This window comes from Longispora urticae, assembly GCF_053902585.1.
In genome coordinates this window covers 108,841-133,591 of record NZ_JAQZSH010000012.1, presented here as the reverse complement: position 1 = coordinate 133,591, position 24,751 = coordinate 108,841, and the positions used below count along the sequence as shown (strand labels likewise).

Sequence of the window (24,751 nt, the reverse complement as noted above, 5' to 3'; positions counted from 1 at the left end):
CTGGTCGGAGCCGGCTGCTGTCCGCTCCCGCTGTGCTCGGCCCGCCCCTGTGCCATCCCCTTGCACAAGGAGCACGAGTTGCAGCCCTCATCCCCTCGGGCGTCGATCGTCCGGTTAGCGCTGGCCGCGCTACTGGTGTCCACACTGCCCGTCCTGGGCGCCGCCCCCGCCGGCGCCGCCCCGTCCGCCCCCTCGGTGCCGCCCACCGAACTGGCGGACCCGTCGGCCGCGTCCACGGCCGCCCGCAGGTTCCAGACCCGGGTCGGGGTCGCCGACGAGCGCACCGCGACCACGGAGGTCTTCGCCAACCCCGACGGCACGTTCACGGCGGACATCGCCAGCCAGCCCGTCCGGGTCCGGCGGAACGGCGGCTGGGTACCGGCCGACCCGACCCTGGTCCGTGTCGCCGACGGCTCGGTGACCACGAAGGCCTCGGCGGCCGCGCTGCGGCTCTCCGGCGGCGGCACCGGCCCGCTGGTCGTCCTCGAACGCGACGGCAGGGAACTGGCGCTGACCTGGCCGGGCACCCTGCCGGCCCCGACGCTCGAGGGCAAGACCGCGACCTATGCAGAGGTGCTGCCGGGCGTGGACCTCAAGGTCCGGGCCGAGGTCGAGGGCTTCTCCGAGGTCCTGGTGGTCAAGAACCGCGAGGCGGCGCGGAACCCGGCCCTGCGCACGATCCGCTTCGGCACCCGGACCAGCGGTCTGCGCCTGGAGCTCGGCGAGGCCGGCTCGCTGCGCGCCGTCGACGACCGGGGCGCCGGGGTGTTCGCGGCCTCGGCCCCGATCATGTGGGACTCGCCCGCCCCGCCGCTCCGGGAGCACGGCCGGGGCCAGCAGGCCGCGACCGCGGAGCCCGGCGGCGGCGAGAAGGAGAGCCGGCACGCGACCATGCCGATGGAGCTCGGCGCCGACTCGCTGACCCTGGTCCCTGACCAGGCGCTGCTGTCCGGCCCCGACACCGTCTACCCGGTCCTCATCGACCCGACGGTCGGCGCGGCCGGCGCGGGCTGGTGCCTGCTGGGCGGGTACAACGCCAGCTGGCAGGACACGGAGTACTGGGGCGGTGACGGCGACAACCTGGCGAAGGTCGGCTACGCCACCGGTTCCTACCCCGCGAAGTACCGCTCGGTGTTCCAGTACGACCTGTCCGGCTACGGCGGCTGGAAGATGATCAAGAACGCGAAGTTCGCGGTCAACTCCGTGGACTACGTCTGGAACAACCCGACCGCCGTGACCCTGCACAAGACGGGCACGATCAACGGCGCCACCAACTGGAACAATCACGCGGGCTCCTGGTCCGGCAGCCTCGGCCAGCGCGACGCGCGGACCGGCCAGGGACTGGAGTGGTCGGTCGACCAGCAGGCCAAGGACGCCTCCCTCGGCTACCTCGCGCTGGGCATGCGCACGGCCACCGAGTGGACCGCCGGCAACTGGCTCCGGTTCAACCCGGCCAACGCCTACCTGAGCGTCACGTACAACACCAGGCCCGGCGTGCCGCACACCCCGCGCACCGAGGGCAAGGACTGCGCCACCCCCGCGTTCGTGGGCACCCGCACGCCGAAGCTGACCGCCATCGCGTCGGACGGCGACCCGGGCGCCAGCGTCCGGCTGGACTTCGAGTGGTGGCAGGGCGGTGCCAAGGTCGGCGGGGCGAGCGCCCACAACCTGGCCGACGGCTGGACCGGGACCGTCACCACCGGACAGCTGACCGAGGGCGGCACCTACACCTGGCGGGTCGGAGCCAACGACGCCCAGGACGACAGCGGCTGGTCGGGCTGGTGCACGTTCACCGTCGACACGGTCCGGCCGGGACTGCCGACGATCGCGTCCGACGGCGTCTTCCTGGAGAACCACGACCTGAGCACCGGCGGCGTGGGCCAGACCGGGAAGTTCACCCTCAACGACGCGGGGGCCACCGACGTCGTCGGCTTCCAGTGGGGCTGGGGGAGTCCGGTCACATTCGTGCCCGCCGCCAACCACAAGGCCGAGCTCAACCTGACCCCGATGGCCCCGAACATGCAGACGCTGGCGGTCCGCAGCGTTGACGCGGCGGGCAACCTGAGCGACATCAGGAAGTTCGAGTTCGACGTGCTGCCCGGGGCTCTGGAGGTCGGCAACTGGCCGCTCGCCGAGGGCTCCGGAAGCGTCGGCGCCGACACCGTGCCGAACAATCCGCACCACCTGGCGCTGTCCGGCAGCACCACCTGGGCCCCGGCCCTCGGCCCGGACAGCCGCTCGGTGGGCGGCCCCGCGGCCCTCCGCTTCAACGGGTCCACCCTCGGCACGGCGAAGACCGGCACGACCGTCGTCGACACCTCGCAGAGCTTCAGTGTCTCCGTCTGGGCCCGGCCGACCGTGCTCACCAGTTCCGATTCCGTGCCGCGTACGGTGCTCAGCACCGACTCGGCGAGCTCCAACTACTTCGCGATCTCCACGAGCGCCGACGGCAAGTGGCGGGTGTGGACCCGATCGGACGAGTCCTCGGCCGGGAACGCGGAGGTCCGGGGCGGCGCCGCACTCGTCGGGGTGTGGTCGCACGTGGCGGCGAGCTACGACGCCGCGACCAAGGCGCTGACCCTGCACGTGAACGGCGAGCAGGTGGGGACGGTCACCCTCCCCGCCGCGCTGAACAAGGCGACCGGGCCGCTCGCCCTGGGCCGATACCAGTTCATGGGGAACTACAGCGGCTTCTTCGCGGGGGACATCGCGGAGGTGCGCGCCTGGCAGCGGCAGCTCGCGCCCGACGAGATCGACTACATGGCACGCAACGCCGAGAGCCAGGGCCAGTGGTCGCTGGGCACGAACACCGAGGACCTCTCGGGCAAGAGCCGCCACCTGACCACCGCGCCCGGCGCGAGCCTGGTCGACGACGCGCTGGTCCTCAACGGGGCCGGCGGCCACGCGAAGACCACCGGGCCGGCCCTGCGGACCGACCAGTCCTACTCGGTCGCGGCCTGGGTCAAGCTGGACCGCAAGGACCCCAACGACCTGACCGCGGTCTCCCAGTTCGGCAACCGGGCGAGCGCGTTCTGGCTCCAGTACCGGGCCGGGGTGGACCGCTGGGCGATCGGGGCGGCCGTCAACGACGCGGACAACACGGCGGTGACCTACGCGCTGTCGGACCAGTCGCCGCGGCTGAGGACCTGGACGCACCTGGTGGGCCAGTACGACGCGGGTGACCGCAAGCTCCGGCTGTACGTGGACGGTGTGCTCCAGGCCCAGGTGACCGACTTCACCGCGACCTGGAACGCCACGAACCCGCTGTACGTGGGGCGGGGCCAGTACAACGCGGCGAACCCGGGCTACTTCCCCGGCGCGGTCGACGAGGTGTGGGTGTTCGCCGGGGTGCTCCCGACGATCGCCGACGGGGCGGTCAGTATCCAGTCGCTGTCCAGCGAGGCCCGGACGAAGACCTCGCGCCAGGCGAGCGTCGGCGAGCGGGCGGACGTCCTCGCGTACCACGAGAGGGCGGGCGCCTCGGCCGTTGTCCGGATGGCGCGCACGTCGAACACGCAGCACGGCGCCCCCGTCGAGCTGTGGACGTCGACCTACGTGGCCGCGACGACCCGCGCCGCCTCCGGTGATTTCAACGGCGACGGACACCGCGACGTCGCCCTGCTCCGGGAGACCGGCGGGAACCTGAAGGCGACGGTGCTCACCGGCCAGCCGGACGGCAGCGTCGTGCAGGGCGCGGAGGGCGCGGCGCTGATCGGCCTGGCCGCGATGGACCACGCGCAGTTGTTCGCCGGGGACGCCAACGCCGACGGCAGGGACGACCTCTACGTCGTGTACCGGGGCGACGACCTGTCCTTCCGGATCTGGACGGCGCTGGCCCAGCCCGACGGGGTCAGCTTCGCGGTCGCCGCCGCGTGGCACACCCAGCCGCCGAACTCGTTCAACATGGCCTTCTCCAAGTGGGTGTCCGGCGACTTCAACGGCGACGGCGCGGCGGACCTGGCCACGTTCTACGACTACGGCAACGGGCTCACCCGGATGTTCGTGTACCGGTCCACCGGCATCGGCCTGATCCAGGAGGTCTGGTGGGTCTCCAACACGGGCACCTGGGACTCGGCCCGCGCGCAGTACACCGTCGGTGACCTCAACGGCGACGGGATCGACGACGTGGCCGCGATGTACGACTATCCGGGCCTGACGACGGGGTTCTACGCCTTCCTCGGCAACGGCGCCAACGGCCTGTCGAGCCTGTCCCGATGGTTCATGAGTCCCGCCGGCACCTTCGACGCCACCAAGGTGAAGCTGGTCACCGGGGACTACAACCTGGACGGTCGGGCGGACCTGACGCCGATGTACAACTTCGGTGCCTACGCCTGCCTGATGGGCATCGACTCGACAGGCGACGCGTTCACGCCGACCTGGCACAACCGACGCGAACTCGATCCCAGCTACGCCTGGACCAAGCTCACCCTGCTCTGACCCCCTCGGGCGGGGTGCCCCACGGCGCCCCGCCCTCCCACCCCCCTGGAGGTTCTGTGCGAAGTAGAACGCTGTCCAGATCCGGCCCGCTGATCGTGGCCGGCCTGACCGGGGCGCTGCTGGCGTCCCTGGCGGGCGCCGCCCCGGCGCTCGCCGCCCCCCTCGTCCACCTCAAGCCGCAGCAGGAACGGGTGGTGCCCGGCAGGGCCGTGCCACCGGTCAAGGCGAAGCCCGACCCGATGGGGGAGGCCGCCGAGCGGGAGCGGCGCCGCCTCGCCCACCCGGCGGTCGCGGTACCCGGCAAGGGCAAGGCCACCGTCGACCTCTCCGACGCGGTCCGGCAGGGCGCGGGCGCGGCGATGGCCGCACCGGTGCCGGTCCGGGCCCAGGGCCTGCCGGTCACCGTCGAACCGCTGGTCGGCCGGACGGCGCTGCGCGCGCCCGAGGGCAAGGTCACGGTGGAGCTCGTCGACGGGAAGAACCGGCGCCCCGGTGAGCTGCTGCTGAAGGTGACCGGCCAGTCCAGCGCGGCCCGGGTCGGGATCGACTACTCGGCCTTCCGGGACCTCTACGGCGGCGACTGGTCGAGCCGGCTGACCCTGAAGGAGGTCCCCGACTGCGCGCTGTCCACCCCGGACAACGCCGAGTGCGGGGGCACGCCGCTGCCGTCGGCGAACAACGGGTCCAAGGTCACCACGGACCTCGCCGCCACGTCCGCGCCCCGACTGCTCTCGCTCACCGCGGGCGCGTCGGGCGGGGCGGGCAGCTACGCGGCGAGCAAGCTGTCGCCGTCGGCGACCTGGAACGCCGGGGGCTCCTCGGGCGACTTCACCTGGTCGTACGCGATGCGCACCCCGCCGACGGGTGCCGGACCGCAGCCGTCGGTGAGCCTCGGCTACTCGGCACAGGCCGTGGACGGCAAGAACGCCGCCACCAACAACCAGCCCTCCTGGGTGGGGGCCGGGTTCGACTACGCGCCGGGCTCGATCGAGCGCCGGTACAAGGGCTGCGCGGACGACATGGACCCCAAGGGGAGCCTGCCCGCCGCGAACCAGACGAAGACCGGCGACCTGTGCTGGGCGACCGACAACGCCGTCATGTCGCTGGGCGGTCGTGCCGGCGAGCTGATCTACGACGCGCAGACCGGCTGGCACATGAAGTCCGACGACGGCACGAAGGTCGAGCGGGTCACGGGCGAGGCCAACAACAACGGCGACAACGACACCGAGTACTGGAAGGCCACCACGACCGACGGCACCCAGTACTTCTTCGGCCGCAACCGGCTGCCCGGCTGGACCTCCGACAAGAACGACACGAACTCCACGTGGACCGTCCCGGTCTACGGCAACCACTCCGACGAGCCCTGCCACACCGGCGCGGGCTGGTGCCAGCAGGCGTGGAAGTGGAACCTCGACCACGTCGTCGACATCTACGGCAACACCATGACCTACTGGTACGAGAAGGAGACCAACTACTACGCCCGCAACATGACGGCCACCGCCGCCACCCAGTACGTCCGGGGCGGCTCCCTGCGCCGGATCGACTACGGCACCCGGCTCGGCGGCGAGTACGGCACCGCCGCGGCGCAGGTGCACTTCGACATCGCCGACCGGTGCGACACGAACTGCGGCGACAACGCCAGCTGGGTCGACACCCCGAAGGACCAGCACTGCGCGGGTACGAACTGCGCCGGCCGGTACAGCCCGACGTTCTGGACCACCCAGCGGCTGGCCAAGGTCCGCACCCAGTACTGGACGGGCACCGCCTACCAGAAGGTCGACTCGTGGACGCTGCGGCACACCTACCCGGATCCCGACGCGGACCCGAAGATGACCGGCGCGCTCTGGCTCTCCGGGATCACCCACACCGGTGAGGTCGGCACGGCGAAGGACCTGCCGGAGGTCGTCCTCACCGGCCAGGCCCTCGACAACCGGGTCGACCGGGGCGACGACGACCGGCTGCCGCCGATCAAGTGGTACCGGATGTACAAGATCAAGTCTGAGAGCGGCGCGGAGACCGTCGTCTGGTTCAAGCCCGAGGACTGCACGCTCGGCAGCCGGATGCCCGGCGCGCCGGAGACGAACAACCTGCGCTGCTACCCGGTGAAGTGGCGGCCCCAGGGCCACACCGACGACATCACCGACTACTTCCACAAGTACGTCGTCGACCGGGTGACCACCGACGACACCACCGCGGCCGGCGGTCAGCTGACCACCGAGTACGAGTACGTCGGCGCCCCGGCGTGGCACTACACCGACGACGACGGCCTGATCGACCCGGACAAGAAGACCTGGTCCCAGTGGCGCGGCTACGGCGAGGTCAAGACCCGGGCCGGCACCGGCGCCGAGCAGACCCTGTCCGGTTCCCGGTACTTCCGGGGCATGCACGGCGACAAGCTGCCGTCGGGTACCCGCAACGTGCAGGTCGACGGCATCGACGACGAGGCGCCGTACGCCGGCATGGTCCGCGAACAGCTCGCCTACAACACGACCGACGGCTCCGTCGTCACCGCCGTGGTGACCGACCCGTGGAAGTCGGCGCCCACCGCGACCCGGACGCTGAACGGGACCACGGTCACCGCGCAGTTCGTCGGCTCGCAGGGCAGCCACCTGCGCACCGTCCTGGACAACAACCGGGGCTGGCGCAAGGTCGACAGCACCACCTGGCACGACGTCGGCTACGGGCTGGTCAGCAAGACCGAGCAGCAGGCCTCCCAGGTCGACGCGGCCGGCGTGGTCACCGCGACCGGCGCGAAGAACTGCAACACCAACTCCTACGTCGACAACCCGGCGCTCGGGCTGCGCGGCGTGGTGTCCCGGACGGTCGCCCACGCGCTGCCGTGCGGTACCGCGCCGACCGTGGAGGAGGACATCCTCGGCGACACCGAGTTCGGCTACGACGGCCAGGCGCCGGGCAGCGCCCCGACCGTCGGCAACCCGACCCTGATCAAGGGGCTGAAGTCCTGGTCCGGCGGCACCACGAGCCGCGCGACCCTCGCCACCAGCCAGTACGACGAGCGCGGCCGGGTCAAGGAGACGGTCGACGCGCTCGGCGTCCGGACCACGATCGCCTACACCCATGCCGCGAACGGCCCGGTCACGCAGGTCACCCGGACCGACCACGCGGCGAACACCACCACCTCGGAGGAGATCAACCCGGCCTGGGGCGCGACGAAGTCCAGCACCGACGCCAACGGCCGCAAGACCCAGCAGGCGTACGACCAGTTCGGTCAGCTGACCGGGGTCTGGCTGGCGGGCCGCAGCACCGGGTCCACGCCGGACGCCGCCTACGAGTACAAGGTCAACAACGACAAGCCGAGTGTGGTGATCAGCAGGTCGCTCACCCCGAACGGCGGCCAGAACACCACCTACACCCTCTACGACGCGCTGTTCCGCGAACGCCAGACCCAGAAGATCACCACGGGGGGTACCGCGGGCCGCCTGGTCACCGACCAGTACTACGACTCCGTCGGCCGACCGAGCCGCAGCAACGCCGCGTACGTGATGTCGGGGTCGCCCGGCGAGCAGCTCTACGCGGCGTCGGACAACGCGGTACCCAGCCAGCACGTGACCGTCTACGACGGCGCGGGCCGCTCCACTGCCTCGGTCTACAAGGCCCTCGGCCAGACCAAGTGGCAGACCACCACCTACGACGCCGGTGACCGCACCGACGTCACCCCGCCGAACGGCGGCGTCCCCACCTCCTCCCTGACGGACGTGGAGGGCCGGGTCACCGAGCTCCGCTACCTCCGGGCGACGGGCGCGGAGACCCTCAAGTACACCTACCACCGCAGCGGGCAGCTCGCGACGGTCACCGACCCGACCGGCCAGAACAAGTGGCTGTACACCTACGACGCCCGCGGTCGGCTGACCTCCAGCACCGACCCGGACACCGGCACGACCAGCTCCACCTACAACGAGGCCGGGCAGCTGCTCACCCGGAAGGACGCCCTGCAACGGGTGCTGTCCTACGAGTACGACACCCAGGGCCGCCCGACGGTCGTCCGCGACGAGTCCCTGCCCAACCGGCCGATCCGCACCGAGTACGGCTACGACCAGGCGAAGTTCGCCAACGGCAGCATCGTCAAGGGCGCGCGGAGCTCCGCGACCCGCTGGCTCAACGGCAAGGCCTACGTCAAGCAGATCGACACGGTCGACGACGGCTACCGGCCGACGCGCACCAGCGTGGTGATCCCGACCGAGCCGGGCCTGACCGGCACGTACACCACCAAGTTCACCTACAACGCCAACGGCAGCCCCGCCTCCACGGAACTGCCCGGCACCCCCGACATGGCGGGGGAGATCCTCAACCACACCTACGACGTCCACGGCCAGCCCCTCAAGCTGTCATCCAGCCAGAGCGGCTACGTCATGGACACCACCTACACGTCGTTCGGCGAGCAGGCCGTGCGGGTGCAGAAGACCAGTTCGCTGTCGAGCGCCCCCCGGGTGCAGCAGCAGCAGACCTACGAGGAGGGCACCCGCCGGCTGACCGGCACACTCGTGCTCCGCGACGTCGTGGCACGCGAGGTGACCAACCGGCAGTACACCTACGACAACGCAGGCAAGGTGCAGCGCATCGCCGACGTGCCGTCCGGCGGCCAGGCCGACACCCAGTGCTTCCGTTACGACGACCTGCAGCGGCTCACGAAGGCGTGGACCCCGCAAAACGGAGACTGCGCGCCCGACCCGACCCTGGCCGCCCTGGCCACCCACCCGGCGTCGTACTGGCAGAGCTGGGCGTACCTGCCCAACGGCAACCGGCAGAGCCAGATCGACCACAAGACGGCCGCCGGCGTGGCGACCACCACCTACGGCTACCCGGCCGACGGTGCCAGCCAGCCGCACACCCTGCGCACGGCGTCCACCACGGACGACAACGGCACCCGGGTGGCCAACTACGAGTACGACGTCCTCGGCAACACCACCAAGCGCCCCAACACGGGGGCCGACCAGACCCTCGGCTGGGACATCGAGGGCCACGTCAACAAGGTCGACGGCCTGGCCGACAGCTACGTCTACGACGCCGAGGGCGGCCGGCTGATCAAGCACGAGGCCAACGGCGACGCCACGCTGTACCTGGACGGGACCGAACTGCGCTACACCAAGTCGAGCAATTCCGTCAGCACGACCCGGTACTACCAGCACGCGGGCGCCCTCGTCGCCTCCCGGACGAGCGCCGGCCTGACCTGGCTGTTCAGCGACTACCAGGGCACCAGCCAGGTGTCCGTGTCGGCGAACGCCGCCCAGACGGTCACGACCCGCCGACAGACCCCGTACGGCTCGTCCCGCGGCGCCGCCGTCACCTGGGTCAACAAGCGCGGCTTCCTCGGCGGCGACCAGGACGCCGGCGGCCTGACCCACCTCGGGGCCCGGGAGTACGACCCGAACCTGGGCCGGTTCGTCTCCGTGGACCCGGTCTTCGAGGCCACCAACCCGCAACAGATCAACGGGTACGCCTACGGCGACAACTCCCCGATGGTGAAGTCGGACCCCAGCGGACTGCACGCCCAGGCGATCAGTGACAGCTGCGACATGCAGGGCCAGGGGCTCTGCTGGCCCGACGACACCCAGAAGACCTACAAGGAGGAGTTCGAGGAGGGCCAGGCGGCACTCCAGGAAGCCTGCTCGAACACCCCCTACCTGGGCGGATTCTGCGACGCCGCCGAGGGGCTCGAATACCTCGCCAAGGGCGAGTACGGCAAGGCGGCCGAGGCCGCCGCGTGGGCCGCCCTGAGTGGTATTCCGCCGGCCAAGTACGCGTTCAAGGGCTCGAAGCTCGCCCGGTGGATCGTGCGGAAGGTCGACAACGCCCTCCGCAAGATCCCGGACTACGTCGGCAACAAGGCGGCGGAGGACGTCGTCAAGGTCGGCAAGGAGGAGCAGCAGGCCCAGCGGGCGGCGTCGAGGGCCGCTGCCGACGAGCGGAGGGCCGCCGAGGCGGCCGCGGCGCAGAGGAAGGCGCAGGAACCGCCGCCGAAGAAGTCGGACCCCGGCGCGGACAGCTGCCAACACAGCTTCGCCCCGGACACGCTGGTGGTGATGGCCGACGGCTCCACCAAGCGGATCGAGGACGTGGAGATCGGAGAGGAGGTCGTGTCCACGGACCCGGAGACGGGGGAGACGACCACCAAGACGGTGACCGCGTTGCACCGCAACGACGACATCGACCTGACCGACCTCACGGTTGTCGACGCCGACGGAGTGACGTCCACGGTGAAGACGACGCAGCACCATCCGTTCTGGGTGGTGGGTGACGGGAAGTGGGTCGACGCGGGGAGTCTGCGCCCCGGCGACCAGTTGCTCGGCCTGACCGGCGGGACGATGCGGGTCGTCGCGGTGGACAACCGCCTCGGCGCGGCGGTGATGCGCGACCTCACAGTCGCCGACATCCACACGTACTACATCGTGGCAGGTAGCACTCCGGTGCTGGTACACAATTGTGGTACCGGGGTCAGCCTCGATGGTGCGCAGCAGGTGAGTGGGCGCTTTCCGCAGACTGCCGACCCTGGTCAAACACTGTTCCGCCAGCAGCAGGATGGGACTGTTACCGCATATGCGCGGTACGACGCGGAGGGCCAGATAGCTCAGCGCGCTGATCTGGACCCAAACTCCGCCGCGCATGCTGGCATTCCCGCCCCGCATATCCTCGATATGCTCAAGCACACCAATCCAAGGACAGGAGAGGTCTTCCGTAACTGGGCAAAACTGCCGCGACCCCTGCGTCCAGATGAGGAGCTCTGCGGCTGTCGGTAGGAGCGAGGGCCCGGCGTGATCGGAACCTTCGATCGGGTCTGTAACACTCTGATGGCGGTATAGTACGGGTTTATCCTTAGGTGCCTGCCCGTAAAACGGTGGGCACCTAAGGGCCGTTCAGCAGAGCGAAAATTGCCAAACCCTGTTGGGTAGTAGAAGGAGTTTTCGGTGGATATTCCCCAGGAATACCCCAAGATTCAGGCGTGGAAGGAGGAATGGGGAGGTGAAGTTGATTACGTGGACTACATAAAGCAAAATGCCGACCTGGCCATGCTGTCGGCGTTCTCGAGAATTCTCTGGCCTAGATTCTTGGAGGTCGAGGGTTGCGTGTTATGGGACCGCGCGTACGAGGATTCAAATTTCGCCCTTTGGCGTGAAACTCTGGATGGTGACATTCGGAAAATTGAGACGACACTCAACCAACTGCGAGTTTGGCAGCTTGTCGCGTCAGATGACGTGGAAGAGGACTGGCGGGCGCTGGAGTTCATTGCTGCGTGCGTTGCGAAGTCATGGACAGCCGCCTTGGGCGCCCAATTTCCTGGACGGGCATTCGATGTCCGTTTGGTTGAAACGGAGGATGGCCCCGTAGTCACTTTCTCCTCTGGGGTGAAGTAATACGGCTATAGCTGTCCGATCGAGTCCGTTGGCAGCTGGCCCGGAGGTCCGGCATTGTCGCAGCCTGACACCGTGTGGTCGACCGGGCACGTGGGTCGGGTCCTGTGTCCCGGTCCAGATCCGTGATTTCATGAAGGTCCGGCCGCCGGCCACCCGCGCTGGTCCCCGCCGGCAGACGAGACACCCGCCGGACCATCCGCCTCACAACGGGGAGCACCTTCGCATGACCATCAGTAAGCGGGCCCGACAGTTCCAGGATCTCCTCCGGGACCGCGGCCTGGATCTGACAGTCCTCGAACTGCCGGACTCCACCCGCACCGCCGACGACGCCGCCCGCGCCCTGGGCTGCGAGAAGGCCCAGATCGTCAAGTCCCTGGTCTTCCGCACGCCGACCGACGAGCCGGTCATGGTCCTGGCCAGCGGCCCGAACCGCGTCAACGAGCAGGCCATCGCCGCCCTGCTGGACACAGAGATCGGCAAGGCCGACGCGGAGTACGTCAAGCGCGTGACCGGCTACTCGATCGGTGGCGTCCCGCCGCTCGGCCACAAGGAGCCGCTGACGATCCTCGTGGACAAGGATCTGCTGGAGTTCCCGGAGGTGTGGGCCGCGGCCGGTACCCCCAATGCGGTCTTCAGGATTCCCGCCCCGCTCACCGCGATCCTGGCCGAGCACACGGTGGTCTCCGTCCTCTGAGCCGGACGTCCGCCTCGCCACAGGCGGACAGGGGACGCCGGGTCGCCGCCCCCGGCCCACCGCCGCCGCCCAGCCCTCCGCCCGCCGGAGACAGCGACCCGTCACCACTGGAGCCGGCGACCGTCACCGGGACACGGCGACAAGTCACCGCCCGCGCCGCCCACCCTTCACCGCCGCACCCGACGCCGGGGAATCCCGAACGCCACCACCACCCCGACCACGAACACCAGCCCCGTGACCAGCCCCGCTGCGAGCACCACGAACCGACCCCGCACCGGGAACGGCTCCGGCGGCACCGAAGGCCCCCCGAACCGCCCCGCCTCGACCAGGTCGAGCGGCACATCGATGGCCTTCACTCCCGACGGTGGATCGAGGAGCGTCTCGGCCCCGCCGCCCGACAGGGCCACCAGCCGCGCGTGCCCGGCCGTGTAGTAGTCGGAGTCGGGCGGACTGTCGGGATACGTCGCCACGTCCTCCCCGGCCCGCAGCACGACGGCCACCAGGTCGGCCCCGTGCCGCCACCCCAGGCCGCGCACCGCCACCCCGGTGACCGCGGGCAGCGAAGGCCCGACGGTGTCCGCACCGGTCGCGCCGTCCAGGTACCCGAACGTCCACCGGCGCGCCCCGAGCTCGGCGGCCCCGCACGGCAGCAGGCACCCGTCCAGGGTCGCCGTGCCGATCCGGGCCCCGTCCGGGGTGAACGCGCCGAGGCCGACCAGGTGCCGGCGCGCCCCCAGGTCCCTGGTCCACAGCGTGTTCCCGGAGCGGTCCAGCATCCGGAGTTCCGTGCCGACCGTGACGGCGATCCGCTGCGCGTCCGGGGAGAACGCCGCCACCGAGGCGCGCCGCACTCGCGCGAGGTCCGGGTACTCCACCAGGGGGGTCGTCGCCCCCGTCGCCACCTCGAACAGCACCAGGGTCGCCCGCGAGATCCCGTTGCCCTTGGCGTCCAAGTGGTCGGCCATCCGGTGGTGGGCGAGGCCGAGCAGCCAGCGGCCGTCGCGGGACCAGCCGACGGACTCCACGCAGCAGTCCGCGCCGTCGGGACCGGCGAGCCGGCGTACCGTGCCGGTGGCGAGGTCGATGATGTTCAGGCCGGGGTCGTTGTCCAGGTAGCCCTGGGCGACGTACCGGCCGTCGGGGGACACCTGGGCGCTCTCCCCGGCCGTGGCGGGCGCGCCGTAGAGCAGTGTCCGGTAGGAGCCGTCCCGGCCCACGACCACGAGTTTGCCCTCGTCGTCGATCAGCTTGTCGCCGCTGAGTCCCAGGCTGCCGTCGCCGCTGAACAGCACCGACGCGGGCCCGGCGGGGGCCTGCCGCACGGTCGCCTGCCACATCCAGGGCACAAAGACCTTTCCGGGTACCGCCGCACCCGCGGCCCCCAGCGGCGCCCTCGGTGTCCGCACCCCCCACGGCACGACCGCCGCCGCCACGAGCAGGATCGCGAGGGCCACGGCCACCCGCTGCCGGGTCCGCCGCCGCCGACCCCTCTTCCACAGGTCCCCGGGCAACCGGGCGGGGGGCATCGCGTCGCCGGCGGTGCGCAGCAGCTCCCGCAGTCGGGTACTCATCCGTCGTGCCTCCCGCCGTTGATCGTCCCCACCAGTTCGGCCAGCTCGGGGGCCATGGTCCGCAGCCGGGCCAGCGCGTCGCGGGTGGTGCTCTTCACCGTCGACACCGAGCAGCCCAGCGCCTCGGCGGCGGCCACCTCGGTCAGGTCCTCGAAGTACCGCAGCACCAGGACGGCGCGCTGCCGCCGGGCCAGCCGGCCGAGCGCCGCGCGGACCATCAGGGCCGCCTCGATGTCCGGGGCGGTGTCGGCCAGGGGCCGCTCGGGAGGTTCGGCGCGCAGGTCGACGTCGCGCCACCGGCGGCGCCACAGCGACACGTGCTGGCTGTAGAGCACCCGGCGCACGTACGCGTCGGGTTCGCCGCGCGCGACCAGCCGCTCCCAGTGCCGGGCGACCCGCACCAGCGTGACCTGCACGAGGTCCTCGGCGTGGTGGTGGTCCCCGGTGAGCAGGAACGCCACCCGGGACCAGGCGGCCAGCCGGCCGGACACGTACTCGCTGAACGACTCCTCCGGACTCACACCCACCTCCTGCCTCCCTACACGCCCGGGACCCCGGGCCCGGGTGGGTCAACCTACAACCTTTCCGACGCGGCGCCGACACGAACCGCCCCGCGGGCCAGGTGGGCCTGCGGGGCGGGGTCGCGCGGAGGGGCTGCCTCAGCAGAGGATGAGCAGCGGCGTCACCACGACGCACCGGGCCACGGCGGAGTCGTTGGCCGGATTCGGGTCGGCGGGGCTGCTGAACGCCCGGACCGCCGTCGCGTTCAACGTCAGACCCACGGTCAGCGCCGGGTACGTCACGCTGAACCGCCGATTCGCCGAACCGGACACCGGCAGCGCCCCCAACGGGCAGGACACTGAGCGCCGGCCGGCGTCGAGAGTGCACCCGTCCGGGGAGCTCACCGAGGTGGCCACGGTGGACAGCGTCGTGACCAGCTTGCCCTCGGCCAGTGGCTGCGGTCCGGCGTTGCCGACCGTCGCGGTGTAGTCGATCCGGTTGGTCAGCAGACCCGCGGACGACGCGGTGAGCCGGACACCGACGTCCGCGGCGGCCGCCCGGACCGTGAGCGTGATCGTCGGCGTGAGTAGGAGTTCGTGGCCGGCGGACGTGTAGTACTGCACCGCCGGGGTGAAGGTGAAGGTCGTGCCGAGCGGGGTGCCGGGCGCGACGCGGACCCGGATCGTGGCGGTGCCGCCGCCCCCGACGACCGCGTACATGGCGAACGCGTCGAACGAACAACTGGTGGCGCCCGGGCAGCTCTCCAGCGTCAGGTACGGCGAGAGCTCCGTCGACGCGATCACCGCGTCGGCGGCGTAGGAGACGGGCTGGTCGAACGTGCTCTGGAACGTGAACGACACCACCTCGCCGGGGCCCGGCGTGGTGTTGTCGAGGGTGACGGACGCTTTCGCCACGCCGTCGTCACCGGTGGAGGTGGCCGGTGCCGCGCTCGCGGGCGCGGCGGTGAACACGAGGGCGAGGGCGACCGCGGCGAGGGCGGTCCGGAAGAGTCGGGCCGGGATTGCCGGAGACATCGCGGGGGCTCCTGACGGTGGCGCGGGCTGACACGCTGGCCCGCTGGGCCGGAACGGAACCCATGGAGCGTAGCGGCGGCCACTGCTCCGAACTGGACACTGGCCGATTGGTGACTCGCGGTATGAGCCCGGCTGTGGGGTGGTAGCCGTCCGGTGTCGGAGATGGCCCGAAGGAAGTGATCGACATGACCGCGAGTACCGACTGGGAGTCGGGTACGCGACAACGACGACCGGCCGTCAGGCGCCGGCGGGCTAGCGTTTCCGTATTCCTCGCGGCACACCACCGGGAACCCGGGCCTCCGTGCGCGCACCCGTGCCGTGCGGCGGGCCGGCGACCCTGGGCCCCGCGTCGCTGCGCACAGATCGGTGCTGGCGGCGGTCCGCATGACAGGTACGCGCGTTCGGTAGAGCCAGGGAAGGACGACGGCGAATGTGGAGTGGGATCCTCTCGGGGCTGATTGTCGCCGCAATGCTGGCGGTGGCCTCGCTCGTGTGGCGGCATCGAGGCTTCTGGGGTCTGCTGCGGACGACGATCTGGCCGTTCGGCACGGTTCGGGTGTCCGTGGCGGCGTTGCTGCGGATCAAGACCGACGACTGCTACGTCCTGTTCCACGCACCGTTCCGGCCGCAGACGTACGGGCCGCCCGGCGGAGTGTTCAAGTACAGCTCGCCGGCGCAGTCCGACCTCGATCGGCTCGGTTTCCTCGACCAGCGTGTGGAGGGCCGGCAGGCGGAGATGGCGCACGACCTGCGGGGCTACCTCAAGGCGGGTCGGTCCCTGGGGTTCATGCGGTGGTTCGACTCCGGGAAGGGCCGGGAGACGGCGGCGGAGTGCCTGCGGCGGGAGCTGCGGGAGGAGCTGGCCGAGGTCGGTCACCCCGAACTGGTCCCGCTGGTCGACCGGCTTGAGTTCGACCTGGTGCGGCCTGTTTTCGAGTCGCCGCGACCGGCCAGCGGTGAGCAGTACAAGGTGATGCGGTACTTCGAGGTGCATGAGATCAGGAAGGACAACACCGAGGCCCTCAAAGTGATCGACAGCCTGGTCGAACTCGGTCGTGCGCAGGCCGAGACCCAGGTCATCGCGGTCAGCGCCGCCGACATCCGCAGTGGCCGGCACGGGCACTTCATCGTGTCGCCGCAGACCGCCTTCCTGATCGGAGACAGACGGACCCATGGTGACCAGCCGGCGTTGCGCTGACCGTAGCCCGACGGTGCGGTGAGATGGCGGACTATCTCGACGAGATCCGGGACCGGCTGACCGCGATCGGCGTGGACCTGACCGTCGAGCTCGTCGATCGGGCGGCCGCCCGCCTGGCGCCCGCCTCCTTCGCGGGCCTCTTCGACCGGGACAGCGCTCCCGTGGTGCTGGGCGCGGTGTGGCAGGCGCTGCTCGACCGGGGTCTCAACGAACCGGAGTCCGACCTTGTCACCGTGCTCGCGGTCCATCACGCGGCGACCCGCGCGCCCGGGCTGGCAGCCGCCCACCTGCCCGAGGGACTGAACTGGCGCGGCACCTGGCTCGAGATCAACATCAGGTTGGCCGGGACGTGTTACGACCAGCACCGGCAGCTGCTGGCCTCGGGCGGTACGGACGATCAGGTCCGGGGCTGCCTGGCCGAGTCCTTCGCCGCCTGGGACGTCGTCGAGCCGCAGGCGGGCTGGCTGCGTGGCCGGCGGGCCAGAATCTGGCGCGGCCAGCGGGCGGTCGCGGGACTGGTGCTCGCGCGGAAGAGCGACGAGCCCGATCCACTGCTCCTCCGCGCGGTCGCCGACTTCGCCGTGGCGTTCGAGTTCGGCGACAACTCGAACGAACACTTCTGCTACCGGATCGAAGCGCTGAAGCGCCTCCTGGACCTGGGGCACGACGTGTCGGACGAGGCCGAGCAGGTCGTCGCCGTGGCCCTGGGGCACGGTGCCAAGGGGCGCGAATGGCTCGCGTCCCTCGGGGACCTGCGCACGTCGCAGGGGGTGGCGCTCGGCGCGACGCTGGCCGCCGACGCGGTGAGCGACGGTGAGTCCGAACGAACCCTGGTCGACACCGCGGGCCTGGCGTCGGCCGCTGGTGCCCTGGCCCGCTACACCGAGGCGGTGGGCCTCTACACCGAAGCGCTGCTTTTCCCCGCCGGCGGTGATCTCCCGGACGGTCTGGTCCGGGCGAAGCGCGGTGTCGCCCGGCAACGGATCGCCTGGATCCATCGACTTCTCGGCCAGCCGCAAACGGGGATTCTCGACGAGGCCATAGCCGACCTGCGGTACTGCGGTACGCCGGGGGCGAAGCTGAGAGGTCTGGCTCTGCCTGCGGCGTTGCTCCAGCGGGCCCGGGAGCTGCGCCGCGATCGACAGCTCGACGAGGCCCTGGCACTCGCCACCGAGGGCCATCTCTACTGTCTGGCCGAGCCGGAACAGGTGCCGGAACAGCTGTGCGTGGGCCTCGCGGCGTTGCGTCACGGGCTGGCGTTGGGCGTCATGCTCCTGACCGGGGCGGAGGTGGACGCCGTCGCGCTCCGGGTCCACCTGGACGGCTTGTCGGCGCTACCGCCGGACATTCGCGTGACCCTGTGGCCGATGGTCGGGGCCGCCGTACGACTCGTCTACGCCGGTGATCAGTCCGCTGCCGACCGCGACCGGATCGCGGCCGTCGTGGACCGGCTGCGGTACGCGGTCGACCACGCCCGCGAGGACGCGATCGCCCGCTGGCTGCACGAACGCATCGGCCGGCTGTGCGCGCATCTCGGAAGCGCGATGCTGACGCAGGTACCGGACGACGCGGCCCAGGACCAGGCGGACTCGACCACCACCAGGCACGCATGGCTGCGCGGGGCGTACTCCGCCTTCCGGAGCGCGATGCCGCCCGACGGGGAACCGTCGCCGGAGCTGTGGTGGGCGCTGGGCCTGGCGGCACTCCACTACGCGAAGTCGCTGCGCTACACGGATCCGCCCGAGTCGCAACGGTTGCTCGCCGAGTGCGTCGACTGCCTGACCCGACTGTGGGATCGCGAGGACGTGCCACAGGTGGACTCCGCCGCCGACGTCCCGCGTCCGGCGCCGGGAGTCGCCGGCGACAGCGACCTGGACGCGGAGGCCGAGAGCCAGTACGTGTTGCCGGTGCGGGAAACCGCGAGCTACCTCGGGGAGGCGTTTCTCCGCCTGCATTCGTTCACCCGCGCCTCGAGTGCCCTGGCCGGGTCGATCACATGGTTGGAGCGGTCGGCGGCCGCGGGCAACGAATCCGAGGCGATGTTCGGCCTGCTCGGTGACGCGCACTACCGCCACGGACGCGAGACGAACTCGCCCGCGTCCTTCCAGATCGCGTTGGCGCACAAGGCGAGAGCGCGGGCGGCCGGGCTGCCCGGCGTCGCCAGCCGGGAGAACTGGAGCGTGAGCGCGGCGAGCCACCGGGCGCTGTGGGAGCTCCGGCACGACCCCGCGGACTTCGTGGCCGCGGTCGGGTTCGCCTGGCAGGCCGCTGCCACCGACCGGGCCTGGCCGTGGCCGATGGTGCAGCTGCTCGACCTCCGCGATGTGGCCGGGCAGCGTGAGATCTCCGCGATCGCCTCGGCCGAACCCGCGCTCGACGACCAGCTGACCCGGATGTTCCTCGAGCCCGAACCGACCACCCTGCGCGCCGAGGTGGCGAACCGCGCCGCGCGCAACCGACAGTTCCAGCAGCACGTACTCGGCGGCAGGTCCCAGACGTTCGTGCTGGACGACCCGCACCGGCTCCTGTCCGTGTCGCTGGTGATCAAGCCGACCTCCCGGGAGCTCGCGACGGCGGAGGCCGCGCGGACGACGTCGCTCGATCACTACCTGCGTTCCTCGGGCGCTCCGCACTGGATGCAGCTGCCGGTGGTCGTCGACGCGGTCGACATCCCCACGACGGTCCTGGACGGCGTGACGGTGAACAGCGCCTACGTGACCCGCCGGGCCCTCGGTCGCAGTCTGGCGGAGTTGACCGCCGCTCGCCGCCGCGGCCCGGCCCTGTTCGAGGCGTCGGAACGCGCGCTCCGCTTCCTGGCCCGGATCCACTGCTCGCAGGGCGGCGGGTCGGCGGATCATGACGGCCGTGCGCTCGGGCAGGTCGCGAGGGTCGTGGAGCGGTTCGGCGCGCGCGCCGGTATCGGCGACCCGACCGGCCTGGCGTCCGCGTGGACCCTGCACGCGCCCCCCGTGCCGATCGCCATGCCCGGCAGGGACGGCCACGCCGAGAACTGGCTGGTCACCCCGAGCGGCGGGGTGACGGCCCTGGACTTCGAGGATCACCCGCGCCACCCGCTGCTGTACGAGGCCGTGCAGCTCATCGAGGACCACGCCCTGCTTCCGCCGGAGGACGGGACGCGTGAGCGGCGACTCGGTCTGTGCCGCGCCTACCTGGACGAACTGGCGCTCGTCGGAGAGCCGCACCCGTTCGGCGACGACGACCTGTGGCAGGTGTACCGCGCGTTCGCGTTCGTCAGGGCGGTGTTCCTCGCCGGCTATCTGCCCCGGAAGATGGCCGCGAGCGACGACCCGGGATTCCGCCACGCGGCGGACGCGCGATACCGGCACGCGCGACAACTCATCGTCTACCTCGCGGACACCGAGACCCGCCCGGAACTCCGCGACGTCTACGCGCGGGCGATGCGCGCCGTGCCGACCAGGCCGGGCGACGGGGCTGATGCCGCCGGCCGGGATGCTGTACGCTCCCGGCGATGAGCATCTTCTCGAACAGATCGGGGGTCCCGTCCGCGCAAGGTGAGTGCTGATGCACACCTTGACCGTGTACGGGGAGTCCCGACTCCAGTACTGGCGGCGCGTGCGCGAGTTCGCCGTCCCGCCGTCGATGATCGAATCCGCGACCGCCCGCCGCACCGCGGGCGACTGGGCCGGCGCGTGCACGGCCGCCCGCGTCGACGTCGATGTGGACCTGCCGGCCACCACCCGGACGTACGGCCGGGAGTTCGCCGACCTGGTGCGCGTCGATCTCCGCCTGTTGGCCCCCGACCTGTTGCGCTGGCACCTGCCGAGGATCGCCCCCGACGGACTGCTGCGCCCGGGCCTGACCGTGTCCCTCACCCGCTACCCGCCGGACGGCGCGGTGCACCTCGTCGTGCGGACGCCTCCGGCCTGGGCCGACGCGGGGCAGCGCGTCAGCCTCGCCCTCTGGGACGCCTCCCGGCCCACCGCCGGTGCCGGCCTGCACCCGCATCCCCACCCCGACCGGCGGTACCGGCTCGACCTGCACCGCCACCTGTGGGACGCGCACCGGGCGGGCGAGCTCCGGTCCCGGTCCGGCGTGCGACCGTCCGGCGCCCTTGACCCCGAGGGCTTTGATCCCGCGCGCCGTGACCTCGTAGGCCTTGGCATCGCAGGCCGTGACCCTGCGGGCCTGGACTCCGCAAGCTGTGACCATGCGGGCCTGGAATTCGCAGGCTGTGACCCTGTGGGCCCGGACTCCGCAGGCCTCGGGTCTGTGGGCACGGACTCCGCGGGCCCGCTGTCCGCAGGCCTGGTCCCCGCGGGGACAGGCTGCGCCGTGCACCGCTGGGCGGACGAGGCGACGATCCTGCTGCGCTCGCAGGGCCGGGACACCGGCACGGTCGCCGTGCGCCTCTCCCGCCATCAGCGGCTCCTGCTGCACGTGGCCGACACGCACCCGCCACGGATCACGGCCGCCCCGGCCAGGGGCCAGACCACATCCTGGCCGGTACTGCCGGACGCGGCGACCTGGGTGCCCCCCGACCTGGCGCTGCTGCGCGCCGGACTGATCGGACCCGATCTCCTGCACCCCCTGGTCGCGGCGGCACTCGTGCCGGGCTCCCGTCCGGCCGGTCCGGGGCGGGCCACGGCTTCCACCGGTCCGCGCGTCGTCGAGTGTCGCGGAGCCCGGCACCGGATCGGCTTCGTCGACGGCGCGCTCGTCCCGCTCGACCACGATCCGGCCGAGCTGCACCGCGAGGAGCTCCTGGTCGCGCTGGGCGGCCCGCCGGTGCCGTGCCTGCGCGCCATCGACGCGGTGAACCGGCACCCGGAGTGCCTCCCGGACATCCGGGCCCGTCTGGACCACGGCGACGCCACGGGGGCGCTCGCCGTGCTCGAGAACCTGCTGGGCCCCGAGGCGGTACTCCGCGACGGCGCCCTGCGCGACGAACTCGACCTGGCGGCGCGACGACAGGCCACCCACGCGCTCTACCGGGCCGGGCTCGCCGCCGGATCACCCCGGATCACCCCCGAGCTACGCCGCACGCCGCGGCTGAGGAAGCGCCGCACCTCAACCCGCTGACCCCAGCGCCCGCGCACCCCGCCACCCCGCCATCGGACGTGGCGACCACGACCCTGCCCTCCGCCGCCGTGCGGCCCCGACCTCCAAGGTGATCACCCATGTCTGTCTCCACCCCGCCCACCACTGACGCCCCCACCCGGGCCGAGACCCACCTGCCACGGTCCGCACCGACCCGGACCGATTCCCACCCGCTTCGGTCCGCACCAACCCCGGCCGATTCCCACTCACCGCGGTCCGCGTCCGGCCCGGCGGCTTCCGATTCGCTTCGGTCCGCGTCCGGCCCGGCCGAATCCCATCCGATTCGGCCCACGCCCACCCCGGCCGAATCCCACCCGTCGCGGACCGCGCCCTCCACTGCCGAGCCCCGCCGGCTGACGGTCGTGTCCGCCGCGCCGGATCCCCGCTCCTCGAAGGACCCGCACCCCGCCCGCCCGATGGACACCGCCGCCGACCTCCTCGCCCTCCTCCGCGACACCACCACCGAACTGCGCCCCGACACCCAACTGGAGGCGCTGACCCTCGCCGTGGCCGCCGACCTGCCGGTACTGCTGTGGGGCGAGCCCGGCATCGGCAAGACCGCGGCCCTCACCCAGCTCGCCGAGGTACTCGACCTCCCGCTGACCACGGTCATCGCCAGCGTGCACGAGCCGTCCGACTTCTCCGGACTGCCGGTGGTCGGCGACGACCCCGCCGTGCAGGGCGTCCCGATGGCCCCGCCGGACTGGGCGGTGCGCCTGGTGCGGGCCGGCCGGGGGCTGCTCTTCCTGGACGAGCTGTCCACCGCCCCGCCCGCCGTGCAGGCCGCCCTGCTGCGCCTGGTGCTCGAACGCCGGATCGGCGCCCTGACCCTGCCGCCGGGCGTGCGGATCGTGGCCGCCGCCAACCCGCGCTCCTCGGCCGCCGACGGCTGGGAGCTGAGCGCGCCGCTGGCCAACCGGTTCGTACACCTGCAATGGGTCTGCGATCAGGAGGTCGTCGTGCGCGGGCTCGGCGGGGTCTGGCCCCGGGCGGTGCTGCCCACCCTCGACCCCGGGCGGCTGACCGGTGCGGTGGCGTTCGCGCGGCGGGCGGTGTGCGGGATCCTGGCCGCGCGCCCGGCGCTCGTGCACCAGTTGCCGGGCAGCGAGGCCCGCCGGGGCGGACCCTGGCCCTCGCCCCGCAGTTGGGAGATGGCGCTGCGCCTCACGGCGTTCGCCACCGCGGCGGGGGTGGGCAGGGAGGTGTTGTCGATGCTGGTCCGGGGCGTGGTCGGGGACGGTCCGGGGCTGGAACTGCTGGCCAGCCTGGACCGCCTGGACCTCCCGGACCCCGAGGACCTGCTGGCGGACCCGGCGTCGGCGGTGCTGCCCGAGCGGGGCGACCTGCGCCAGGCGGTCCTCGACGGCGTGGTCGAGGCGGTGCGCCGCCGACCCGAACGGTCCCGGTGGGACGCGGCGTGGGCCGTGCTCGTGCTGGCGCTGGAGACCGGGGCCCCGGACCTGGTGGTCGTACCGGCCGCCACGCTCGCCTCGTTGCGGCTCGACGACTGGGAACTCCCGGCGTCGATCGAACGGCTGGCGGGCGCGGTGTCCCTGACCCGGCTGGCGGACCACGCCGACGCGCGGTACGAGGTCGGGGCGGGCCGGTGACGACGCTGGACCGCGAGAAGCTCTACGCCGCGCGGCTGTACGCCACCCGGGTCCGGCCGTACCTGGCGACCGCGCTCTTCGCCCTGAAGGTGGTCGAGTCGCGCCGGGTGCCGACGATGGCCGTGGACCGGCACTGGCGCTGCTACGTGTCACCGGGGTTCGTGGACCGCACCCCGGTGGAGGAACTGGCCGGGGTGTGGGTGCACGAGGTGTCGCACCTGCTGCGCGACCACCACGGGCGCGGGGACCGGTTCGCGCTGGAGCACGGGTTGACCGGGCCCGGTGAACGGCTGCGGATGAACATCGCCGCGGACTGCGAGATCAACGACGACGTGTACGGCGACGGGCTGCCCCGCCCCGAGGGCGCCGTCCAGCCGCGGGACCTCAGGCTGGCCGCGGGCGAACTGATGGAGGACTACCTGCGCCAGTTCCGGCTCGGCGCGGTCACCGCGCACCTGGCCTGGCTGGACTGCGGCAGCGGCGCCGACGGGGGCGAACGCGACTGGGACCTGGGCCCCGACGGCGCGCACGGCCTCAGCGCGCAGGAACGCGACGCGGTCCGCTTCCGGGTGGCCCAGGGCGTGATCGGCCATCCGGGCAGCGTCCCGCGGGGGTGGCGGCGGTGGGCGGAGCAGGCGTTCCATCCGCCGCAGCCGTGGCGGGACCTGCTCGGCGCCGCCGTCCGCTCGGCCGCCACCGGGGCGGGCGTGGGGGAGGACTACACCTACGGCAGGCCCGCGCGCCGGGCCGCCGGCCTGCCCGGGGTCGTCCTGCCGAGCCTGCGCCGCCGGCCGCCCCGGGTCTGCGTGGTCATCGACACGTCCCGTTCGGTGAGCGACGCCGAACTGGGCAGCGCGCTCCTGGAGGTCGCGGCGATCTCCCGGAGCGTGGGCGGCCGGCGCGACCTGGTGAGCGTGGTGTCGTGCGACGCCGCCAGCAATGTCGCGGAACCGCTGTGCCGTGCCGAGGGCATCACGCTGCTGGGTGGCGGCGGCACGGACCTGCGGGAGGGGTTCGCCGCCGCGCTGCGCGCCAACCCCCGCCCCGACGTGGTCGTGGTGCTGACCGACGGGCAGACGCCCTGGCCGGCCCGGCGGCCCGCGTGCCGCACCGTGGTGGGGCTGTTCCAGCGGCACGGGAACGTCCGGGAGTGGGACCCGGACTACGTGCCGGACACGCCGCCGGACTGGGCGCGGGTGGTCACCATCGGCTGACCGGGTGCCCGGCGAACCCGGCCCCGATAGGGAAGAATGGGGA

General features: G+C 72.0%; 12 protein-coding genes. 9 read left to right on the top strand and 3 right to left on the bottom strand.

Annotation, left to right across the window (positions count from 1 at the left end; translation table 11 throughout):
- Window positions 1-78 precede the first annotated feature (78 nt).
- From PT931_RS06930 to PT931_RS06915, 4 genes are all read left to right on the top strand, one after another.
- Window positions 79-4,437 (top strand): LamG-like jellyroll fold domain-containing protein, encoded by a 4,359-nt coding sequence (locus PT931_RS06930; RefSeq protein WP_456244833.1) that lies wholly within the window; start codon window positions 79-81, stop codon window positions 4,435-4,437.
- A 56-nt stretch (window positions 4,438-4,493) separates the two neighbouring features.
- Window positions 4,494-11,192: a polymorphic toxin-type HINT domain-containing protein gene (locus PT931_RS06925; RefSeq protein ID WP_456244832.1), complete on the top strand. Its 6,699-nt coding sequence runs from the start codon at window positions 4,494-4,496 to the stop codon at window positions 11,190-11,192.
- A gap of 168 nt (window positions 11,193-11,360) precedes the next feature.
- A complete protein-coding gene (locus PT931_RS06920; protein WP_456244831.1) occupies window positions 11,361-11,807 on the top strand; it encodes a hypothetical protein in 447 nt (148 codons plus the stop codon).
- Window positions 11,808-12,030: 223 nt separating this feature from the next.
- The gene (locus PT931_RS06915) at window positions 12,031-12,501 is read left to right on the top strand and encodes a YbaK/EbsC family protein (RefSeq protein WP_456244830.1); all 471 of its coding nucleotides are present in this window, start codon (window positions 12,031-12,033) and stop codon (window positions 12,499-12,501) included.
- Window positions 12,502-12,668: 167 nt separating this feature from the next.
- On the opposite strand, the gene PT931_RS06910 is transcribed toward PT931_RS06915, so the two are convergent.
- From PT931_RS06910 to PT931_RS06900, 3 genes are all read right to left on the bottom strand, one after another.
- On the bottom strand, window positions 12,669-14,072 hold the full coding sequence (locus tag PT931_RS06910; protein WP_456244829.1) for a WD40 repeat domain-containing protein: 1,404 nt from the start codon (window positions 14,070-14,072) through the stop codon (window positions 12,669-12,671).
- Window positions 14,069-14,599 carry a SigE family RNA polymerase sigma factor gene (locus PT931_RS06905; protein WP_456244828.1) on the bottom strand — a complete coding sequence of 177 codons (531 nt, stop codon included), beginning with the start codon at window positions 14,597-14,599 and terminating at the stop codon, window positions 14,069-14,071. The genes PT931_RS06910 and PT931_RS06905 overlap by 4 nt, the downstream gene beginning before the upstream one ends.
- A gap of 132 nt (window positions 14,600-14,731) precedes the next feature.
- Window positions 14,732-15,607: a hypothetical protein gene (locus tag PT931_RS06900; protein WP_456244827.1), complete on the bottom strand. Its 876-nt coding sequence runs from the start codon at window positions 15,605-15,607 to the stop codon at window positions 14,732-14,734.
- Window positions 15,608-16,076: 469 nt separating this feature from the next.
- On the opposite strand from PT931_RS06900, the gene PT931_RS06895 reads away from it, so the two are divergent.
- The 5 genes from PT931_RS06895 to PT931_RS06875 all read left to right on the top strand — a co-directional run bounded on the left by PT931_RS06895 (window position 16,077) and on the right by PT931_RS06875 (window position 24,708).
- Entirely contained in the window at window positions 16,077-16,805 is a 729-nt protein-coding gene (locus tag PT931_RS06895) for an SMODS-associated NUDIX domain-containing protein (protein ID WP_456244826.1), read from the top strand.
- A 23-nt stretch (window positions 16,806-16,828) separates the two neighbouring features.
- Complete coding sequence (locus tag PT931_RS06890; RefSeq protein ID WP_456244825.1) at window positions 16,829-20,299, top strand: hypothetical protein; 3,471 nt, start codon at window positions 16,829-16,831, stop codon at window positions 20,297-20,299.
- 49 nt (window positions 20,300-20,348) lie between these two features.
- Window positions 20,349-21,866 (top strand): hypothetical protein, encoded by a 1,518-nt coding sequence (locus PT931_RS06885; protein WP_456244824.1) that lies wholly within the window; start codon window positions 20,349-20,351, stop codon window positions 21,864-21,866.
- Between the two features lie 434 nt (window positions 21,867-22,300).
- Window positions 22,301-23,494, top strand: a complete 1,194-nt coding sequence (locus PT931_RS06880) for an AAA family ATPase (RefSeq protein WP_456244860.1) — start codon at window positions 22,301-22,303, stop codon at window positions 23,492-23,494.
- Window positions 23,491-24,708, top strand: a complete 1,218-nt coding sequence (locus PT931_RS06875) for a vWA domain-containing protein (protein ID WP_456244823.1) — start codon at window positions 23,491-23,493, stop codon at window positions 24,706-24,708. Before PT931_RS06880 ends, PT931_RS06875 begins: the two co-directional genes overlap by 4 nt.
- Window positions 24,709-24,751 lie beyond the last annotated feature (43 nt).

Bases quoted from the DNA above. Each gene is read 5' to 3' on its own strand.
- PT931_RS06915 (WP_456244830.1), top strand. From the start codon at position 12,031: ATGACCATCAGTAAGCGGGCCCGACAGTTCCAGGATCTCCTCCGGGAC.
- PT931_RS06910 (WP_456244829.1), bottom strand. From the start codon at position 14,072: ATGAGTACCCGACTGCGGGAGCTGCTGCGCACCGCCGGCGACGCGATG.
- PT931_RS06900 (WP_456244827.1), bottom strand. From the start codon at position 15,607: ATGTCTCCGGCAATCCCGGCCCGACTCTTCCGGACCGCCCTCGCCGCG.
- PT931_RS06895 (WP_456244826.1), top strand. From the start codon at position 16,077: ATGCTGGCGGTGGCCTCGCTCGTGTGGCGGCATCGAGGCTTCTGGGGT.
- PT931_RS06890 (WP_456244825.1), top strand. From the start codon at position 16,829: ATGGCGGACTATCTCGACGAGATCCGGGACCGGCTGACCGCGATCGGC.
- PT931_RS06885 (WP_456244824.1), top strand. From the start codon at position 20,349: ATGCACACCTTGACCGTGTACGGGGAGTCCCGACTCCAGTACTGGCGG.
- PT931_RS06880 (WP_456244860.1), top strand. From the start codon at position 22,301: ATGGACACCGCCGCCGACCTCCTCGCCCTCCTCCGCGACACCACCACC.